Source organism: Stenotrophomonas maltophilia complex sp. Om-AH-Sm3 (assembly GCF_059337855.1).
In genome coordinates this window covers 14435-32859 of sequence record NZ_JBYBLQ010000016.1, presented here as the reverse complement: position 1 = coordinate 32859, position 18425 = coordinate 14435, and the positions used below count along the sequence as shown (strand labels likewise).

Below are 18425 nucleotides of genomic sequence, written 5' to 3'. Positions count from 1 at the left end.
ATGAGCGAGACGATCATTGCCAAGGTGGTGGACCGCGCGCAGGCGGCGATCGATCCGGCCGAGGGCATCGCGGCGGTCTCCGATCCGGGCTTCGGTGGCATCGATGTGTTCATCGGCAAGGTGCGCGACGTCAACATCGGCCGGCCGGTGACCGGGATCACCTACGACCTGTTCGAGCCGCTGGTGTTGAACGAGTTCAAGCGGTTGGCCGCCGAGGTCGAGGCGACGTTTGGCCCGAAGCTGAAGCTGTATGTGGCCCATGCCAAGGGCCGGTTGGGCATTGGTGATGTGGCGGTGGTAGTGGCCGCCGGCAGCCCGCATCGAGACGAGGCATTCCGGGCCTGCCGGCAATTGATCGAGGTGGTCAAGCACCAGTGCCCGATCTGGAAGCAGGAACATTACGAAGACGGCGACAGCGCGTGGAGCGAGGGCTGCAGCCTCTGCCACGCGGACAGTGAACCTGCACATGCCCATGACCATGCGCACGATCATCAACATTGATGCCGGCGCAGCCACGCATGGCGTGGCTCTACTGCGATGAGCATCACCGGCATCGTGCTGGCCGGTGGCCTGTCCACCCGGATGGGCCGCGACAAGGCGCTGCTGCCGTGGCAGGGGCGCACGCTGCTGGAACACATGCGAGGCCTGTTGATGCAGGCTGGCGCACGCGAGGTCTGGGTCAGCGGAAATTACCCGGCGTTCGGCGGCATACCGGACCGCGTGGCACGTTGCGGGCCGCTGGGCGGGCTCTACAGCGTGGCGACGCGCATGCCCGATGGCCCGGCCTGGGTGGTGCCGGTGGATACACCGCTGCTGCCGCCGCGATTGCTACAGCAATTGCGTGACGGCCATCGCGGTCCATGCACGATCTTTGCGGGCCACCCCCTGCCCATGCTGGTGGATATAGACGATGCTTGCCGCAACGTACTTGGATCGATGCTGGATGACCCGGACGGCCCGCGCTCGCTGCAGGCCCTGCAGCGCCGTCTTGGCGTGAATTCCGTGGCCCTGGCGCCGATTGACGAGGCCGGGCTGGTCAACTGCAATACCCCCGAACAATGGGAGGATGTTGCGTCATGAAAGTGCAGTTGCAGGACCAATCGGTACGGCTTCGCCTGGACGAGGCCGAACTGGCGCGCCTGCTGGCCGGTGAATCGGTCGAGAACATGACCCGCTTCGGCGGTATCGAGGGCTGGGGCATGGCGGTGTCGCTGCATGGCGGCGAGCAGCCGGTGCTGCTCGATGGCGGCACCTTCTGCCGCCTGGTACTGCCGCGCTCGGCCGTCGAGGCCTTGGCAGGACGGCTGCCGTGCCGGGATGGCCTGCCATTCGACATTGCCCTGGAAGATGGCAGCCAGCTTCAGCTGCAGTTCGATGTAGACGTGCGCGACAGCGTGCGCCAGCGCGGGGTGACCCGCCGCAGCACCGCTTCATCGGTTTGACATTTGTCAGGGGCAGGGTGGAAAGCGGCCCCTGATTGATCCAGATCAACCCCGTCGTTGTTGCTGCGCGGCCTAATGGCTGCATGACGACGGGTCACAACTTGAAACGCAGTACCCACGTCATTTCACAGCCTTGGAGCCATGTATGACCGTCGGTAGCGATCCTGTTGTCCGCAGCACTGCCCGTCCGGGTCGCGTCATCAGCGACTGGACGCCGGAGGACCCCGGCTATTGGGAGCGCACCGCCAAGCGGGTCGCTACCCGCAACCTGGTCATCTCGATCCCCTCGCTGCTGCTGGCCTTCTCGGTCTGGGTGCTGTTCTCGGCGGTGTCGATCAGCCTGCCGAAGATCGGCTTCAACTTCAGCACCGACCAGCTGTTCTGGCTGGTGGCGCTGCCCAGCCTGTCCGGCGCGACCCTGCGCATCTTCTATTCGTTCGTGATCCCGATCTTCGGCGGCCGCCGCTGGACCGCGCTGTCGACCGCCTCGCTGCTGGCGCCGACGCTCTGGCTCGGCTTTGCGGTGCAGGACCCGGCCACGCCGTACTGGGTGTTCGTGGCCATCGCGATCCTGTGCGGCTTCGGTGGCGCGAACTTCTCATCGTCGATGTCCAACATCTCCTTCTTCTATCCCAAGCAGAAGCAGGGCCTGGCGCTGGGCCTGAACGCTGGCCTGGGCAATGTGGGCGTGTCGGTGGCGCAGGCGGTGATCCCGCTGGTCATCACCGTAGGCGTGTTCGGTGCGCTGGGTGGTGCACCGCAGCCCACGGTGGAGGGTGGGGCATCACTGTTCCTGCAGAACGCCGGCTTCATCTGGGTGCCGGCCATCGCGCTGTGCGCCATCGCGGCCTGGTTCGGCATGAACGACCTGACCAGCGCCCGCTCGTCGTTCTCCGAGCAGGCGGTGATCTTCCGCCGCAAGCACAACTGGCTGATGTGCTGGTTGTACATCGGTACCTTCGGTTCCTACATCGGTTTCTCGGCCGGCTTCCCGATGCTGGTGAAGAGCCAGTTCCCGGACGTGAACCCGCTGGCCTACGCCTTCATCGGCCCGCTGCTGGGCGCACTGATGCGCTCGGTGGGTGGCAGCATGGCCGACCGCTGGGGTGGCGCACGCCTGACCTTCTGGGTGTTCGCGCTGATGATCGCCGCGGTGTTCGGTGTGTTGCACTTCCTGCCCAGCGATGGCCAGGGCGGCAACTTCCATGGCTTCCTGCTCAGCTTCATGGCGCTGTTCGTGCTCAGTGGCATCGGCAACGGCACGACCTTCCGCATGATCCCGGTGATCTTCCGCACGCTGCATGAGCGCTGGTCGGCCAACGACAACGCCGAGGGCAAGGCTACCGCCGCGCACCAGGCCAGCATCGAGTCGGCTGCGGTGGTCGGCTTTTCCGGTGCGATTGGCGCCTACGGCGGTTTCTTCATTCCCAAGAGCTACGGCTCGTCCATTACGTTGACCGGCAGCCCCGACATGGCGCTGTACGGATTCGTTGTTTTCTATGTCACCTGCCTGGCCGTGACCTGGTGGTGGTACTACCGGCGCGGTGCCGAGACACCCTGCTGACGACATGAAAACGCACCGCAGCCAGATGACACACACAGCCACGATGCCGATGTCCGCAAAGGGAGATCCCCGATGAGTTATTTCCTCGATCGCTTGCAGTTCTTCAAGCGTGACCCCCAGACCTTTGCCGATGGCCATGGATTTGCCAAGAGCGAGGGCCGCGACTGGGAAAACAGTTACCGCGCCCGCTGGCAGTACGACAAGATCGTGCGGTCCACCCATGGGGTGAACTGCACCGGCTCCTGCAGCTGGAAGATCTACGTCAAGAACGGCCTGGTCACCTGGGAAACCCAGCAGACCGATTACCCGCGCACGCGTCCGGACCTGCCCAACCATGAACCGCGTGGCTGCCCGCGTGGCGCCAGCTACTCCTGGTACCTGTACAGCGCCAACCGGCTGAAGTACCCGCTGATCCGCGGCACGCTGCTGCGCCTGTGGCGCGAAGCGCGCAGGAGCAAGGCCCCGGTCGATGCCTGGGCCAGCATTGTTGAAGACAAGGAGAAGGCGCGTTCGTACAAGACCCGCCGCGGCATGGGCGGCTTCGTGCGCCTGCAGTGGGAAGAGGCCAACGAGATCATCGCCGCTTCCAATCTGTACACGGTGAAGCAGTACGGCCCGGACCGCGTGGTCGGCTTCTCGCCGATTCCGGCGATGTCGATGGTGTCCTACGCCGCCGGCGCGCGTTACCTGTCGCTGCTGGGCGGCGCCTGCCTGTCGTTCTACGACTGGTACTGCGATCTGCCGCCGGCCTCGCCGCAGATCTGGGGCGAGCAGACCGACGTGCCCGAATCGGCCGACTGGTACAACAGCCGCTACATCATCGCCTGGGGCTCGAACGTGCCGCAGACGCGTACGCCCGATGCGCACTTCTTCACCGAAGCGCGCTACAACGGCACCAAGACGGTGGCGATCTGCCCGGACTATTCCGAGCTGGCCAAGCTGACCGACCACTGGCTGCACCCCAAGCAGGGCACCGACGCTGCGCTGGCGTTTGCGTTCGGCCATGTGATCCTGCGTGAGTTCCATGTCGATTCGCCCTCGCAGTATTTCCAGGACTACTGCCGCCAGTACTCGGACATGCCGATGCTGGTGCGCCTGGAGCGCCGCGACGATGGCCGCCTGGTGGCGGGCCGCTTCCTGCGCGCCAGTGAGCTGGGCGGGCTGGGTGAAGCCAACAACCCGGACTGGAAGACCCTGGCCTACGACGAGAACAGCGGCCAGATCGTGGTGCCCAATGGCTCGATCGGTTTCCGCTGGGGTGAAAAGGGCCGCTGGAACATCGAAGAGAAGGCCAGCAATGGCGCCGACACGCGCCTGCGCCTGAGCTTGTCCGACGCCAACGACGGCATCGAGGCGGTGAGCTTCCCGTACTTCGGTGGCATTGAAAGCGATGGCTGGACCGCCGCACCGGCCGAAGACGTACTGGACCGCAACATTCCGGTGCGCCGCCTGGCCACGGTCGACGGCGGCGAGACGCTGGTGGCCACGGTCTACGATCTGCTGCTGGCCCAGTACGGCGTGGACCGTGGCTTTGGCGGCGGCAACGTGGCATCGAGCTTCGATGACAGGGTGCCGGGCACGCCGGCGTGGCAGGAGCGCATCACCGGCGTGTCGCGCGCCGAGGTGATCGAGATCGCCCGCGAGTTCGCGCGTACCGCCGACAAGACCCACGGCCGCTCGATGATCATCGTCGGCGCGGGCATGAACCACTGGTTCCACAACGACATGAACTACCGCGGCCTGATCAACATGCTGATCATGTGTGGTTGCGTGGGCCAGACCGGCGGCGGCTGGGCGCATTACGTGGGCCAGGAGAAGCTGCGCCCGCAGACCGGCTGGCAGCCGCTCGCGTTCGGCCTGGACTGGAGCAAGCCGCCGCGCCACATGAACGGCACCTCGTTCTTCTATTTCAACACCGGGCAGTGGCGTTACGAGAAGCTGCGGGTGGACGAGCTGCTGTCGCCGCTGGCCGATGCCCGCAAGTACAGCGGCAGCCTGGCCGACCTGAACCTGCGCGCGGTGCGCATGGGCTGGCTGCCGAGCACCCCGCAGCTGGACCGCAACCCGCTGCAGCTGGTACGCGAGGCCGAAGCGGCCGGCGTGGCCCCGGCGGACTACGCGCTGGGCAAGTTCAAGGATGGCTCGCTGGACTTCGCCTTCGCCGACCCGGACGCCAGCCAGAACCACCCGCGCATGATGTTCATCTGGCGCTCGAACCTGCTCGGTTCCTCGGGCAAGGGCCACGAGTACATGCTGCGGCACCTGCTGGGTACGCGCCACGGGCTGCAGGGCAAGGACCTGGGTGAAATGGGCGCAATGAAGCCGCAGGAGGTGAAGTGGCGCGACGACGCGCCGGAAGGCAAGCTGGACCTGCTGGTCACGCTCGACTTCCGCATGTGCACCACCGCGCTGTACTCGGACATCGTGCTGCCGACGGCAACCTGGTACGAGAAGGACGACCTCAACACCTCGGACATGCACCCGTTCATCCACCCGCTGTCCAAGGCGGTGGACCCTGCGTGGGAATCGCGCAGCGACTGGGACATCTTCAAGGAGGTGGCCCGCACCGTGAGCGAGATGGCATCGGGCGTGCTGGGCGTGGAGAAGGACCTGGTGCTGGTGCCGACCCTGCACGACACCCCCAACGAGCTGGGCATGCCGTTCGGCGTAGCCGACTGGAAGAAGGGCGAGTGCGAGGCCATTCCGGGCCAGACCATGCCGTCGATGACGGTGGTGGAGCGTGACTACCCGAACCTGTACCGCAAGTTCACCTCGCTCGGCCCACTGCTGGACAAGCAGGGCAACGGCGGCAAGGGCATGAGCTGGGACACGAAGCACGAGGTCGATTTCCTCGGCAAGTTGAACCGCACCGTGCACGAAGAAGGCATAAGCCAGGGGCGCCCGGCCATCTCGACCGCGATCGACGCGGCCGAAGTAATCCTGCACCTGGCGCCGGAAACCAACGGCCACGTGGCGGTGAAGGCCTGGGAATCGCTGGGCGCCTTCACCGGTCGCGAGCATACGCATCTGGCGGTGGGCAAGGAGCACGAGGCGATCCGCTTCCGTGACATCCAGGCGCAGCCGCGCAAGATCATCTCTTCGCCGATCTGGTCGGGACTGGAAGACGACAACGTCAGCTACAACGCCGGCTATACCAACGTGCACGAGCTGATTCCGTGGCGCACGGTGACCGGTCGCCAGCAGTTCTACCAGGACCACGAATGGATGATCGACTTCGGCGAGGCCTTCATGAGCTATCGCCCGCCCGTCAACACGCGCACGGTGGAGCCGCTGCTGAACCAGCGCCCGAACGGCAACAAGGAGATCGTGCTGAACTGGATCACCCCGCACCAGAAGTGGGGCATCCACAGCACCTACAGCGACAACCTGATCATGCAGACGCTGTCGCGCGGTGGTCCGATCGTGTGGATCAGCGAGGACGACGCGCGCAGTGCCGGCATCGTCGACAACGACTGGATCGAGCTGTTCAACGTCAACGGTGCGATCGCCGCGCGTGCGGTGGTCAGCCAGCGCGTGATGCCGGGCATGGCGATGATGTACCACGCGCAGGAACGCATCATCAACGTGCCGGGCTCGGAGATTTCCGGCACCCGCGGCGGCATCCACAACTCGGTGACCCGCATCGTGCTCAAGCCGACCCACATGATCGGCGGCTACGCGCAGCTGGCCTATGGCTTCAACTACTACGGCACCTGCGGAACCAACCGCGACGAGTTCGTGATCGTGCGAAAGATGGACAAGATCGATTGGCTGGACGATGAGGCAGTACCTGCAGCTGTAAAGGAGGTGGTGTGATGAAGGTCCGTGCACAGATCGCGATGGTGCTGAACCTGGACAAGTGCATCGGCTGCCATACCTGCTCGATCACCTGCAAGAACGTCTGGACCTCGCGCGAGGGCGTCGAGTACGCCTGGTTCAACAACGTGGAAACCAAGCCGGGCATCGGCTACCCGAAGGAATGGGAGAACCAGGACAAGTGGAACGGCGGCTGGGTGCGCAGCCGCGCCGGCAAGCTGGTGCCACGCGCAGGTGGCCGCTGGCGCATGCTGGCCAAGATCTTCGCCAACCCGGACCTGCCGCAGATCGACGACTACTACGAGCCGTTCGATTTCGACTACCAGAACCTGCACACCGCCAAGGACAGCCAGCACCAGCCCACCGCACGCCCGCGTTCGCTGATCAGTGGCGAGCGCATGCAGAAGATCGAGTGGGGCCCGAACTGGGAGGAGATCCTCGGTTCGGAGTTCAGCAAGCGCTCACGCGACTACAACTTCGACCAGGTGCAGAAGGAGATCTACGGCGCCTTCGAAAAGACCTTCATGATGTACCTGCCGCGCCTGTGCGAGCACTGCCTGAACCCGGCGTGCGTCTCGGCGTGCCCCTCCGGCGCGATCTACAAGCGCGAGGAAGACGGCATCGTGCTGATCGACCAGGACAAGTGCCGCGGCTGGCGCATGTGCGTGTCGGCGTGCCCGTACAAGAAGATCTACTACAACTGGAAGAGCGGCAAGTCGGAGAAGTGCATCTTCTGCTACCCGCGCATCGAGATGGGTGAGCCAACCGTGTGCTCGGAAACCTGCGTGGGCCGCATCCGCTACCTGGGCGTGATGCTGTACGACGCCGACCGCATCGCCGAGGCCGCTTCGGTAGCCGCCGAGAAGGACCTGTACCAGGCCCACCTGGACATCTTCCTGGACCCGAACGATCCGGCAGTGATCGCCGCCGCGCGCAAGGAAGGCATCCCGGACAGCTGGCTGGATGCGGCCAAGCAGTCGCCGGTGTACAAGCTGGCGATCGACTGGAAGCTGGCGCTGCCGCTGCACCCGGAATACCGCACGCTGCCGATGGTCTGGTATGTGCCGCCGCTGTCGCCGATCCAGTCCGCCGCCGAGCGTGGCCGCGTGGGCATGAGCGGCGAGCTGCCGGACGTGGCGTCGCTGCGCATCCCGATGCGCTATTTGGCCAACCTGCTGACGGCCGGTGACGAGGCGCCGGTGGTACGCGCGCTGGAGCGGCTGATGGCGATGCGTGCCTGGCGCCGGGCCAAGAACGTGGACGGCGTGGAAGACACCGCCGTGCTGGAACAGACCGGGCTGAGCATCGCCCAGGTGGAAGAGATGTACCGCTATCTGGCCATTGCCAACTACGAGGACCGTTTCGTGATTCCGACTGGCCACCGCGAGTACGCCAACGATGCCTTCGGTGAGCGCGGCGGCTGCGGCTTCACCTTCGGAAACGGCTGCAATGGTGACAGCCCGGCGGACCTGTTCGGGCAGCGCAAGACCACCACCTTCGTGGTGGACAAGGGCCCGAACCACCGCCGCAAGGAGGTGGTGTGATGAGCGTGCTCAAGCTGGTCGGGGTGTTGCTGGACTACCCCCGCGAGGAACTGTGGGAGCACGGCGAGGAGCTGCTCGCCGCCTGTGACGACCCGGCGCTGAACCCCGCCCGCCGCCAGCAGCTGCGCAGCTTCGTGCAGCAGCTGCTGGCCACCGATGCGCTGGATGCACAGGCGGCGTGGCTGGCCAGTTTCGACCGCGGCCGTTCGATGAGCCTGTTGCTTTTCGAACACATCCATGGCGAGTCGCGCGACCGCGGCCAGGCCATGGTCGATCTGGTCGAAACCTACCGCCGCAACGGCTTCGAACTGGATGCCCGCGAGCTGCCGGATTACCTGCCGTTGCTGCTGGAGTTCCTGGCCCACCGCCCCGGTAGCGAGGCCCGCGAGTGGCTGCACCACATCGGCCATATCGCCGGGATGCTGGCCGCGCGTGCCGCCGAGCGTGAGCTGCCGCACCGGGTGCTGTTCGAGATCCTGGTCGAAGCCGGTGACGGCAAGGCCGACCTGCAGGCGCTGCGCCAGCGTGCCAGCGAGGAAGTCCGCGACGATACCGCCGAGGCCATGGACCGCTTGTGGGAGGAGGAGGCGGTGCGCTTCGGCGCCGAAGCCCCTGCCGAAGACTGCAAGCCGCCCGTGCGTTCGCCGGCCCGTCCTTCGCATCGTGAGGTACAGCCATGAGTTACTTCCTGCATCAATTCGCCTTCCAGTACTACCCGTACATCGCCGTGGCAGTGCTGCTGATCGGCAGCTGGGCCCGCTATGACAAGGCCATGTACACCTGGCGCACCGGCTCCAGTCAGATGCTGTCGGACAAGGGCATGCGGCTCGGCAGCAACTGCTTCCACATCGGCATCCTGGCCATCCTCGGCGGCCACCTGGTCGGGCTGCTGACGCCGCACGCGGTGTACGAGCACTTCATCACCTCCTCGCAGAAGCAGATGCTGGCGATGGTGGTCGGTGGTGTGTTCGGCGCACTGTGCTTCATCGGCATCAGCATCCTGCTGGTACGCCGCCTGTTCAATGCGCGTGTTCGGGCTACCGGCAGCTTCGGTGACACCCTGGTGCTGGTGCTGCTGTTCGCGCAGCTGTGCCTGGGCCTGTACAGCATCCGCGTCTCGTCCGGTCACCTGGACGGCGGGGTGATGGTGCAGCTGGCCGAGTGGGCGCAGCACATCGTGACCTTCCGTGCCGGTGCCGCTGATTACATCGAGGGCGTCAGCTGGGTCTACAAGATGCATATCTTCCTGGGCCTGACCCTGTTCCTGATCGCGCCGTTCACCCGCCTGGTGCACGTATGGAGCATTCCGATCAGTTACCTGTGGCGGCCCTACCAGGTGGTGCGCCGCCGTCAGGCCACGCTGCGCTATGGGCCGCGGGAGTAAACCATGCGCAGCCTGCCGAAATTCCTGCCGATTACCGTGATCGACTCCGCCGCACCGGTTCCCGCTGAGGCGCATTCGCACCACCATGACGCGGCGGCGCAGGGGCCGCGTTCGCTCGGGCAGCCGGCACCGTGCCGGCTGTTCGTGGACGAGACCGCGATCAGCGAGGCCGACATCGCCCGCGAGATGCAGCACCACCGGGCGATGCGCCCGCAACAGTCACGTGCCGAAGCGGCACGCGCACTGGTGGTGCGCGAACTGCTGCGCCTGGAAGCGCAGCGGCTGGGCCTGCAGGCGCCGGAGGGTAACCGGGTAAGTGACGAGGAAGTGCTGATCCAGCAGCTGCTGGAAGACGCGATCGAAGACCGCGTGCCGACCGATGAAGACTGCCGGCGCTACTTCGAGCAGAACCCGGAGCGCTTCCGCTCCCCCGACCGTGTGCGCCTGCGCCATATCCTGCTGGCCGCACCGGCCGACGACGTGGCCGGGCGCTTCGCTGCACGCACCGAGGGCGAGCGGCTGGTCGGACTGCTGAAGGAGTCGCCGCACCTGTTCGCCGATTTCGCCCTGCGTCATTCGCGCTGCCCGTCCAGCAGCGAAGGCGGTGACCTGGGCTGGCTGCAGCGTGGGCAGACCACGCCGGAGTTCGACCGACAGGTGTTCCGCCTGCGCGAAGGCCTGGCCGGTTTCCCGGTGGAATCGCGCTGGGGCTACCACGTGGTCTGCGTCGATGCCCGCGAGGAAGGCCAGCCGCAGCCGTTCGAGGCCGTGCTGCCGCAGCTGCGTGACTACCTGGAGTTGCAGGTGCGGCAGCGCGAGGTGCAGGCCTACCTGCTGCAGTTGCAGGAACGCTACCCGGTGCGCGGGCTGGATGAGATCGAAGCCGAAGCGGATATCGGCTGAACCCCTTTGAACGAGGAAAATTCATGAACCAGGCCCTTGCCCCCGCCAGTGCCGGGCAGCAGCAACGTGCGCTGTGGCTGAGCACGTTCGCCTTCACCGTGTGCTTTGCGGTGTGGATGATCTTCTCGATCATTGGTATCCAGATCAGTCAACAGCTCGGCTTGAATGACACCCAGTTCGGCCTGTTGATCGCCACGCCGGTGCTGACCGGCTCGGTCAGCCGCGTCTTCCTCGGCATCTGGTCCGACCAGTTCGGTGGCCGCAAGGTGATGGTGCTGGTGATGCTGTGTGGTGCAGTCGCTACCTGGATGCTGACCTACGCACAGACCTACAGCCAGTTCCTGGTTGCCGCGCTGTGCGTGGGTATCGCCGGCGGCAACTTCTCGGTGGGCGTGGCCTACGTCTCGAAGTGGTTCCCGGCCAGCAAGCAGGGCACTGCGCTGGGCATCTTCGGTGCCGGCAACATCGGTTCGGCGGTGACCAAGCTGCTGGCGCCGCTGGTGATGGTGGCGGCCGGCTGGACCATGGTTGCCAAGGTCTGGGCCGTCGCGCTGGCGGTCACTGCGGTGCTGTTCTTCCTCTTCAGCAAGGAAGACCCGTCTCTGGAACAGCGCCGCCGCGAAGGCGTGAAGCCGGTGCCGTTCGCCGAGCAGATGGCACCACTGAAGAACCTGCAGGTATGGCGGTTCTCGCTGTACTACTTCTTCGTCTTCGGCGGCTTCGTGGCGCTGGCGTTGTGGCTGCCGCACTACCTGGTTGGCGCCTATGGCATGGACGTGGGCCACGCCGGCATGCTGGCGGCGTGCTATTCGATCCCGGCCAGCCTGTTCCGTGTGGTCGGTGGCTGGATGTCGGACCGGATGGGCGCGCGCCGGGTGATGTACTGGACCTTCGGCGTGTCGGCCATCTGCACCTTCCTGCTGGCCTACCCGGATACCGAGTATGTGGTGAAGGGTATCCACGGCCCGCTCCATTTCCATCTGGCCATCGGCGTGGTGATGTTCACCGTGCTGGTGTTCGTGCTGGGCTTCTTCATGTCGCTGGGCAAGGCCGCGGTCTACAAGCACATTCCGGTGTATTACCCCAGGCATGTGGGGGCGGTGGGCGGCGTGGTCGGCATGATCGGCGGCCTCGGTGGCTTCGTCCTGCCGATCGTGTTTGGCGCGTTGAACGATGCGGTGGGCATCTGGAGCAGCTGCTTCATGCTGCTGTTCGTGCTGGTGGCGGCTGCACTGGCGTGGATGCATTTCGCGATCCGCCGCATGGAACGTCGCCACTTCCCGCAGATCGACCGCGAAACCGACCTGCCCGAAGCCATCGACGCGGCCGCCGCCGAGCGGGTGCGCGGCGGGTGAAGGGTGCTGCCGGCCAGCGGCCGGCACTACCAGGACGATGCGCGGCGGGTGAAGGGGTGATGCCGACCAGCGGCCGGCACGACCGAGTGGTGGGTGAAAGGGTAGTACCGGCCGCTGGCCGGCAGGAACCATCAGATGCGCCACGCTTGATTTCAATCAGGGCCACGCAAAGAGGAACGCCCGAAGATGTCTGCCATGAGCTTCCACGTTGACGAGAGCGAGGACACTGCGCTGCAGGCGGCATTGCTGCGGCAGCCACGGCACGTGCTGTTTCCGCCGGCTGACCAGTTCAGTACCGGCTTTGGCGAAAGCGGGTGGCGCGCCGCCGTGCGCGCCAGCAACGAGCACCTGATCCCGCGTGGTTTGACGCTCGGCTTCCAGGCGGGTCGTGGCGGGCGCGACGTGCCACCGCAGGCGTATCTGGACACCCTGCTGCTGGCGCTGCGCCTGCAGGCCGGCGCGCTGGCTGAAGATCGTGAGGTGGTGGCAATGGTGCTGCAGTTGGGGCTGGCCGAGACGCTGCCGCCACCGCAGCTGGGCCAGCTGCTGGATGCCGTGCCGCAGTACTTGCGCACCGTGGCGCGGCCACAGGTGGAGGTGCGGCTGGACGCAGGCAGCGCGCTGGCGCCGGCACAACTGCGTGCGGTGGGCTGCACCCGCCTGAACGTGATCGATCGCGCCGATGCACCCGGGCCGACGCTGCTGGCGCATGCGCGACAGGTGGGCTTTACCGCGCGCTACTACCAGTTGCGGGTGCCCGGCAGCGCGGATACCGGCTTCATCGAACGACTGCATGAGGTGCTGGCCGAAGCGCCCGAGCGCATCCTGCTGCCGGCGCCTTGCGCGCTGCCAGAGCATCCCTCGGCGGCACGATGGCTGCAGAGTTGGCGCCTGCTGCGCGCAGCCGGCTACGAACCGATCGGTGGTGACCACTACCAGCGCGGCGACCTGCCGATCCCGCATGGCCCGGGCGATGGCCAGCGTCATTGTGACCTGGCCGGCGTGCCACGCCGCGACCGCAGCGATTTCATCGGGCTTGGGCTGTCCGCCTGCAGCCAGATCGGCGACGTGTTCTACCGCCTGGAGGACGAACTGGGCGAATGGCGTGCGCGGCTGCAGGCCGGGCATATGGGCGTGTCTGCCGGATTGATCCTGTCCGAAGACGAGCGACTGGCGGCCGAGGTGGCGCAGAGTATCGCCTGCGATCACGCGCTCGATGCGGTTGCCTTCGAATGGCGCAACGATGAACCGTTCGAAGAATGCTTCGCCGGGCAGCTGCCAGCATTGGCACCGTTGCTGGCGCGCGGCTGGGCGCACTGGGATGCGCGCGTGCTGCGGCTGGCCGAAGAAGGGCGCCTGCTGTGGCGTATGATGGCCGCATGCTTCCGGCCGGCGGCCGCCATCGCTTGAGTCTTGCCCAGATGTCTTCGAATCCGCCTTCGCACGGCCGCCTTGGACAGGCCACCCCGAACCCCGCCGCCGCCGATGACGGCGACGCGCTGCACTTCTGCAGCACCTGCGCGTTTTCCGACGCCTGCATGTCGCAGGGCTACGACAAGACCGCACTGGGCGATCTGCACGTGCTGGTCGACCACGTCGGTCCGTTCCATGCGGGTGACTACATCTTCCGCGCTGGCGAGTCGTTTGATTCGATTGCTGCGGTGCGCGCCGGCATGGTCAAGACCTTCGTCGACGACAGCCAGGGCAACGAGCAGGTGCTGGGCTTCAGCCTGCCGGGCGAAGTGATCGGCCTGAATGCGATCCACGGTTCGCGCTTCCCCTGCAATGCGGTGGCGCTGGATACGGTGCATCTGTGCCGCATCTCGTTCCCAAAGCTGAGCTCGCTGGCCACGCGCATGCCCGGGCTGCAGGCCAAGCTGTTCAGCCTGCTCAGTGCGGAGATCGGCAAGGTCGCCACGCTGGCCGCCAACCACCGTACCGAAGAGCGCATGGCCGCATTCCTGCTGGACATGTCCGAGCGCTACGCGCGGCGCGGTTTTTCTGCCACGCGCTTCAACCTGACGATGGCGCGTACCGAGATCGCCAACTACCTGCGGATGGCGCCGGAAACCGCCAGCCGCGTGCTGCGCCGCCTGAGCGATGATGGGATCATCGCGGTGAAGCAGCGTGAGATCCTGCTGCTGCAGCCCGAGCGCCTGGCCGCGCTGGCGGTGGCCGACGAATCCGATCCGAACTGAACCTGGCCGGGAGCCGACGATGAAGCGAGCTGGACTGTTGTTGCTGGGCCTGCTGGCCACGGTGCCGGCCTGGGCGGCCACGCTGACCGTTTCGGCGGCATCGAGCCTGACCGAGAGCTTCCGCGAACTGGGCAATGCCTATGAGAAGGCACACCCGGGCACCAAGGTTGATTTCAACTTCGCCGCGTCCGGCGTGTTGCTGCAACAGATCAGCCGCGGTGCGCCGGTGGATGTGTTCGCCTCGGCCGACGAAACCACGATGGACCAGGCCCAGCAGCAGGATCTGCTGGCGGCCGGCACCCGCGAGGTGTTTGCAGTGAACGCGCTATGGGTGGTGGTGCCGCCGCAGGCCAAGGCGGCGCCGCGTACCTTGAAGGACCTGGCCGGTGCCGGTGTGCAGCGCATCGCACTGGGCAACCCGGACAGCGTGCCGGTCGGCCGCTATGCCAAGGGCGCGCTGGAAGTGGCGGGCCTGTGGTCGTCGATGCAGGGCAGGATCATCACCACGCAGAACGTGCGTCAGTCGCTGGATTACGTGGCGCGCGGTGAAGTGGATGCCGGCTTCGTCTATGCCACCGATGCGCAGGCGATGCCCGACCGGGTGCGCCGTGCGTTCGCGGTGCCGGTGTCCGGGCGCATTGCGTATCCGCTGGCGGTGACCAGGGCCAGTACGCAGCCGGCAGAGGCTCGGCGCTTCGCTGCCTTCGTGCGTTCGCCGCAGGGCCAGGCGATTCTGGCCAAGCACGGGTTCGGCAAGCCCTGAGGCATGGATCTGGACTGGACCGCGCTGGGGTTGTCGCTGAAGGTGGCCGGCTGGGCCACCGCGATCAATCTGGTGCTGGGCGTGGCGCTGGGCGCGTTGCTGGCCCGCCGTCGCTTCCCCGGGCGCGAGCTGCTGGATTCGCTGCTGACCCTGCCGATGGTGCTGCCACCGACGGTACTGGGTTATTACCTGCTGGTGCTGATCGGTCGCAACGGCCCGATCGGTGCGTGGCTGCAGTCGTGGTTCGGCATCAATCTGGTATTCACTTGGCAGGCCGCGGTGATCGCTGCGGCGGTGGCCTCGTTGCCGCTGGTGTTCAAGCCGGCACGCGCGGCGTTCGAGGAAGTGGACAGGCAGCTGGAGCAGGCCGCACGCACGCTGGGTGTGTCCGAAGTGGCGGTGTTTTTCCGCATCACGCTGCCACTGGCGTGGCGTGGCATTCTTGCCGGTCTGCTGCTGGCGTTTGCGCGCGCGATGGGCGAATTCGGCGCGACGCTGATGGTGGCGGGTAGCATTCCTGGCCGCACGCAGACGCTGTCGATCGCCATCTACGAGGCGGTGCAGGCCGGCCAGGACGGCAAGGCCAATGCGCTGGTGATCCTGACCTCGGTGGTCTGCATCGTGATCCTGTTGCTGGCCGCGCGGCTGGTGGGCGGGCGTCGCCGGGAGCTGCGCGATGTGGCTTGACCTGCAGGTACAGCGCCGCCTGCACGCGGCCGGCCAGGAATTCGTGCTGGATGTATCGCTGCAGTGCACGCAGCGCCAGGTGGTGCTGTTCGGGCCTTCGGGCGCGGGCAAGAGCCTGACCTTGAAGGCGGTGGCCGGGCTGCTGCGGCCGGGCCAGGGTCATGTGCGCGTGCAGGGGCAGACCCTGTTCGATGCGGCCACCGGTGTGGATCTGCCGCCGCAGCACCGCCAGCTGGGCTATGTGTTCCAGGATTACGCGTTGTTCCCGCACCTGAGCGTGCGCCAGAACGTGGCGTTCGGGCTGGAGAAGGGGTGGTTGAATCCGCGCGTGGGCCAGCGCTTCGATGCGGTGGAGCAGTGGCTGCACGCCTTCCGCATCGACACGGTGGGCGATCTGCTGCCCTCGCAGGTCTCCGGTGGCCAGCGCCAGCGCACTGCATTGGCGCGCGCCCTGGTGACGCAGCCGCAGGCGCTGCTGCTGGATGAGCCGTTCTCCGCACTGGACCACGACCTGCGCCAGCACCTGCGCCAGGAGCTGGAAACCGTGCTGGACCGGACCGGGATCCCGTTGTTGTTGATCAGCCACGACCCGCAGGACGTGGCCATGTTCGGCCAGCAGGTGGCGCGCGTGGTGGACGGCCGCATCGTCGGCGATTGACCCGTGATGGACGCACCGGCGATGGTTGGTCACATCTGATGGTAGTGCCGGCCGCTGGCCGGCAACCACGGAATCCTGAGCAGCCGGCCAGCGGCCGGCTCTACCGGTTCAAGGTCCGTGCGGTCCGGTGGTCATGGATCAGTACAACTCGCAGTGCGTGCGGCCTTCGCCCCGCAGTGTGTCCCAGTATCCTTCACCACCGATGGCATCGATGGCCTCGCGCACCGCGCCTTCCAGGTGGCTCTTGTTGCCGCACAGGTACAGGTGCCCACCGCGGGCCAGGACATCGCGCACTTCGGCGGCACGCTGCTGCAGCACATGCTGCACATAGACCTTTTCGGCGCCATCGCGCGAGAACGCGGTATGCAGGCCGGCCAGCACGCCTCGCGTGTGCCAGTCCTGCAGCTGGTCGCGGTACAGGTAGTCGTGCTGGCGGTGCTTCTCGCCGAACACCAGGTGCACTTCACGTTCGCAGGCGTTGGCCTGCAGTTCCTGCATCAGGCCCATCAACGGTGCGATGCCGGTGCCGGTGCCGACCAGCAGCAGCGGTGCCTGGCCGGTATCGGGCAGGTGGAAGCCGGGGTTGGAACGGCAGTACACCCGGGCGTGGTCGCCGCCGTGCAGCAGGCTGCCGGTGGCGGTGCCGAAACGCTCGCGGTCGCGCAGGGTGTAGCGCACTTCGCGCACGCACAGGCTCAGTTGGTCGTCGCAAGGGTGAGAGGCGATGGAATAAGCGCGAGGCAGCCGCGGTGACAGCAGCCCGCGCAGCCGGGCCAGAGCAACGCTGTCCGGGGTGGTGTGGTCCTGCAGCACGTCCAGCAGGTCCAGGCCGTGCAGGTAGGCGTCCAGCTCGCGCTTCTGGCTGACCTTCAACAGGCCCTTCAGTACCTCGCTACCGCCGAGCCTGGCCAGTTCGCGCAGTACGCCCTTGCTCAGCAGGCGCAGCTCGCGGTCGTGCAGGGCGGCCACGGCGGTGCTGTCGCCGTACCAGGTAGCCAATGCCTGCAGCAGGGCAGGATCGTTCTCCGGCACCACGTGCAGGGTGTCACCCGCGCGGTAGGCCATGCCACTGCCGGCAATGTCCAGCTGCAGGTGCCAGGCAGCGGGGTCGCTGCTGTTCAAGCGGCGACGTTCGAGAATGCGCGCGGCAAAGGCATTGTCTTCGCCATAGGCGGTGACCTGCAGGTGCAGGTCGTGGCCAGCGTTGAGGTCGCCCTCCAGCACCTGGCCCAGCACCGGCCGCCATTGCTGGAAGAACTGCTCGTAACCCAGGTCGGCGTCCACGCGGTGCAGCAGCGGCTGCGCCTGGCGCTCGCTCAGCGCAGCATCCAGCGCCTTGGTGAAGCCACAGAAGCTGGGGTAGCCGGTGTCACCCAGGCCGAACACCGCATAGCGCAGGCCGCTCAGCGTCGGGGTCTGGCGCAGGGTTTCGAAGAACCGCTCGCCATTGGCCGGCGGTTCTCCATCGCCGAACGAGCTGGAAATCGCCAGCAGCACATCGCCGTGGCCGAGACTGGCCACGTCGATGTCGTTGAACGGGAGCACCTGCGGCGCGTGCGGCTGCAGGTCCGCGCCCAAGCGCTGGGCCAGGGCGCGGGCATTGCCCGACTCGGACGCGAAACCCACCAGCAGGCGGCTGAAGGGCGTACTGGTCGGGAGGGCGTTCACGCGGCCTCGTAGAAGTCGTCGAACTTTTCCTTGCTGAACTCGACCAGGTCGTAGTTCTGCATCAGGTCGTTCACCACGCGGCGGATGCTGATGTAGGAGGTGATGTTGCCGTCGCCGTCGAACAGCGGTTGCACGGTGGTGTCGACTACGTAGAGCACGCCGCCCTTGCCGAGGTTGGGCACGATGCCGGTCCAGGTCTTGCCGGCCTTGATGGTGTCCCACATGTCCTTGTAGACCGCCTTGGGCACATCCGGGTGGCGCACGATGCTGTGCGGCTGGCCGATCAGTTCCTCGCGGGCGAAGCCGGTGAGCGTGCAGAACAGGTCATTGGCGTAGGTGATGTTGCCCTGCAGGTCGGTGGTGGAGATCACCATGACATTCTGCAGCGCATTCACGAGCTGGGCGTTGTCGGGGGAGTAGCTCATCGCAGGGTCCTTGTAGAG

17 protein-coding genes are annotated in these 18425 nt (G+C 66.3%); 15 read left to right on the top strand and 2 right to left on the bottom strand.

Annotation, left to right across the window (positions count from 1 at the left end; genetic code table 11):
- From AC10QF_RS16735 to AC10QF_RS16665, 15 genes are all read left to right on the top strand, one after another.
- On the top strand, positions 1-501 hold the full coding sequence (locus tag AC10QF_RS16735; RefSeq protein ID WP_005416853.1) for a molybdenum cofactor biosynthesis protein MoaE: 501 nt from the start codon (positions 1-3) through the stop codon (positions 499-501).
- Positions 502-537: 36 nt separating this feature from the next.
- Positions 538-1080 carry a molybdenum cofactor guanylyltransferase gene (gene mobA / locus AC10QF_RS16730; protein ID WP_069138367.1) on the top strand — a complete coding sequence of 181 codons (543 nt, stop codon included), beginning with the start codon at positions 538-540 and terminating at the stop codon, positions 1078-1080.
- The gene (locus AC10QF_RS16725; protein ID WP_138951616.1) at positions 1077-1442 is read left to right on the top strand and encodes a DUF7009 family protein; all 366 of its coding nucleotides are present in this window, start codon (positions 1077-1079) and stop codon (positions 1440-1442) included. The genes mobA and AC10QF_RS16725 overlap by 4 nt, the downstream gene beginning before the upstream one ends.
- A gap of 145 nt (positions 1443-1587) precedes the next feature.
- Positions 1588-3006 (top strand): NarK family nitrate/nitrite MFS transporter, encoded by a 1419-nt coding sequence (locus tag AC10QF_RS16720; protein ID WP_494542539.1) that lies wholly within the window; start codon positions 1588-1590, stop codon positions 3004-3006.
- A gap of 72 nt (positions 3007-3078) precedes the next feature.
- Complete coding sequence (locus AC10QF_RS16715; RefSeq protein WP_494542538.1) at positions 3079-6822, top strand: nitrate reductase subunit alpha; 3744 nt, start codon at positions 3079-3081, stop codon at positions 6820-6822.
- Positions 6822-8366 carry a nitrate reductase subunit beta gene (gene narH, locus AC10QF_RS16710; RefSeq protein ID WP_111177115.1) on the top strand — a complete coding sequence of 515 codons (1545 nt, stop codon included), beginning with the start codon at positions 6822-6824 and terminating at the stop codon, positions 8364-8366. The genes AC10QF_RS16715 and narH overlap by 1 nt, the downstream gene beginning before the upstream one ends.
- Positions 8366-9046, top strand: a complete 681-nt coding sequence (narJ, locus tag AC10QF_RS16705; RefSeq protein ID WP_005416842.1) for a nitrate reductase molybdenum cofactor assembly chaperone — start codon at positions 8366-8368, stop codon at positions 9044-9046. The genes narH and narJ overlap by 1 nt, the downstream gene beginning before the upstream one ends.
- Positions 9043-9750, top strand: a complete 708-nt coding sequence (narI, locus tag AC10QF_RS16700; RefSeq protein WP_069138371.1) for a respiratory nitrate reductase subunit gamma — start codon at positions 9043-9045, stop codon at positions 9748-9750. The genes narJ and narI overlap by 4 nt, the downstream gene beginning before the upstream one ends.
- 3 nt (positions 9751-9753) lie before the next feature.
- Positions 9754-10653, top strand: coding sequence for a peptidylprolyl isomerase (locus tag AC10QF_RS16695; RefSeq protein WP_065177653.1), 900 nt, complete (start codon positions 9754-9756; stop codon positions 10651-10653).
- Positions 10654-10676: 23 nt separating this feature from the next.
- A complete protein-coding gene (locus AC10QF_RS16690) occupies positions 10677-12008 on the top strand; it encodes an MFS transporter (protein ID WP_005416836.1) in 1332 nt (443 codons plus the stop codon).
- A 195-nt stretch (positions 12009-12203) separates the two neighbouring features.
- Positions 12204-13418, top strand: a complete 1215-nt coding sequence (locus AC10QF_RS16685; RefSeq protein ID WP_069138372.1) for an oxygen-independent coproporphyrinogen III oxidase — start codon at positions 12204-12206, stop codon at positions 13416-13418.
- Positions 13419-13429: 11 nt separating this feature from the next.
- Positions 13430-14206 carry a helix-turn-helix domain-containing protein gene (locus AC10QF_RS16680; RefSeq protein WP_005416832.1) on the top strand — a complete coding sequence of 259 codons (777 nt, stop codon included), beginning with the start codon at positions 13430-13432 and terminating at the stop codon, positions 14204-14206.
- A gap of 19 nt (positions 14207-14225) precedes the next feature.
- On the top strand, positions 14226-14969 hold the full coding sequence (modA, locus tag AC10QF_RS16675; protein WP_494542537.1) for a molybdate ABC transporter substrate-binding protein: 744 nt from the start codon (positions 14226-14228) through the stop codon (positions 14967-14969).
- 3 nt (positions 14970-14972) lie between these two features.
- Positions 14973-15656, top strand: a complete 684-nt coding sequence (gene modB, locus AC10QF_RS16670; protein ID WP_494542536.1) for a molybdate ABC transporter permease subunit — start codon at positions 14973-14975, stop codon at positions 15654-15656.
- On the top strand, positions 15646-16314 hold the full coding sequence (locus tag AC10QF_RS16665) for a sulfate/molybdate ABC transporter ATP-binding protein (protein ID WP_494542535.1): 669 nt from the start codon (positions 15646-15648) through the stop codon (positions 16312-16314). Before modB ends, AC10QF_RS16665 begins: the two co-directional genes overlap by 11 nt.
- Positions 16315-16452: 138 nt before the next feature.
- On the opposite strand, the gene AC10QF_RS16660 is transcribed toward AC10QF_RS16665, so the two are convergent.
- Together AC10QF_RS16660 and AC10QF_RS16655 are read right to left on the bottom strand one after the other, a co-directional pair.
- Entirely contained in the window at positions 16453-17982 is a 1530-nt protein-coding gene (locus AC10QF_RS16660; protein WP_494542534.1) for a diflavin oxidoreductase, read from the bottom strand.
- Positions 17979-18407: a PAS domain-containing protein gene (locus AC10QF_RS16655; RefSeq protein ID WP_069138376.1), complete on the bottom strand. Its 429-nt coding sequence runs from the start codon at positions 18405-18407 to the stop codon at positions 17979-17981. Before AC10QF_RS16655 ends, AC10QF_RS16660 begins: the two co-directional genes overlap by 4 nt.
- Positions 18408-18425: the final 18 nt, after the last annotated feature.

Excerpts from the sequence above, each read along its gene's own strand:
- AC10QF_RS16725 (WP_138951616.1), top strand. The coding sequence starts at position 1,077 with ATGAAAGTGCAGTTGCAGGACCAATCGGTACGGCTTCGCCTGGACGAG.
- AC10QF_RS16690 (WP_005416836.1), top strand. The coding sequence starts at position 10,677 with ATGAACCAGGCCCTTGCCCCCGCCAGTGCCGGGCAGCAGCAACGTGCG.
- narJ (WP_005416842.1), top strand. The coding sequence starts at position 8,366 with ATGAGCGTGCTCAAGCTGGTCGGGGTGTTGCTGGACTACCCCCGCGAG.
- narH (WP_111177115.1), top strand. The coding sequence starts at position 6,822 with ATGAAGGTCCGTGCACAGATCGCGATGGTGCTGAACCTGGACAAGTGC.
- narI (WP_069138371.1), top strand. The coding sequence starts at position 9,043 with ATGAGTTACTTCCTGCATCAATTCGCCTTCCAGTACTACCCGTACATC.
- AC10QF_RS16735 (WP_005416853.1), top strand. The coding sequence starts at position 1 with ATGAGCGAGACGATCATTGCCAAGGTGGTGGACCGCGCGCAGGCGGCG.
- AC10QF_RS16715 (WP_494542538.1), top strand. The coding sequence starts at position 3,079 with ATGAGTTATTTCCTCGATCGCTTGCAGTTCTTCAAGCGTGACCCCCAG.
- mobA (WP_069138367.1), top strand. The coding sequence starts at position 538 with ATGAGCATCACCGGCATCGTGCTGGCCGGTGGCCTGTCCACCCGGATG.
- AC10QF_RS16695 (WP_065177653.1), top strand. The coding sequence starts at position 9,754 with ATGCGCAGCCTGCCGAAATTCCTGCCGATTACCGTGATCGACTCCGCC.
- AC10QF_RS16685 (WP_069138372.1), top strand. The coding sequence starts at position 12,204 with ATGAGCTTCCACGTTGACGAGAGCGAGGACACTGCGCTGCAGGCGGCA.
- AC10QF_RS16665 (WP_494542535.1), top strand. The coding sequence starts at position 15,646 with ATGTGGCTTGACCTGCAGGTACAGCGCCGCCTGCACGCGGCCGGCCAG.
- AC10QF_RS16680 (WP_005416832.1), top strand. The coding sequence starts at position 13,430 with ATGTCTTCGAATCCGCCTTCGCACGGCCGCCTTGGACAGGCCACCCCG.
- AC10QF_RS16655 (WP_069138376.1), bottom strand. The coding sequence starts at position 18,407 with ATGAGCTACTCCCCCGACAACGCCCAGCTCGTGAATGCGCTGCAGAAT.
- AC10QF_RS16720 (WP_494542539.1), top strand. The coding sequence starts at position 1,588 with ATGACCGTCGGTAGCGATCCTGTTGTCCGCAGCACTGCCCGTCCGGGT.
- modA (WP_494542537.1), top strand. The coding sequence starts at position 14,226 with ATGAAGCGAGCTGGACTGTTGTTGCTGGGCCTGCTGGCCACGGTGCCG.
- modB (WP_494542536.1), top strand. The coding sequence starts at position 14,973 with ATGGATCTGGACTGGACCGCGCTGGGGTTGTCGCTGAAGGTGGCCGGC.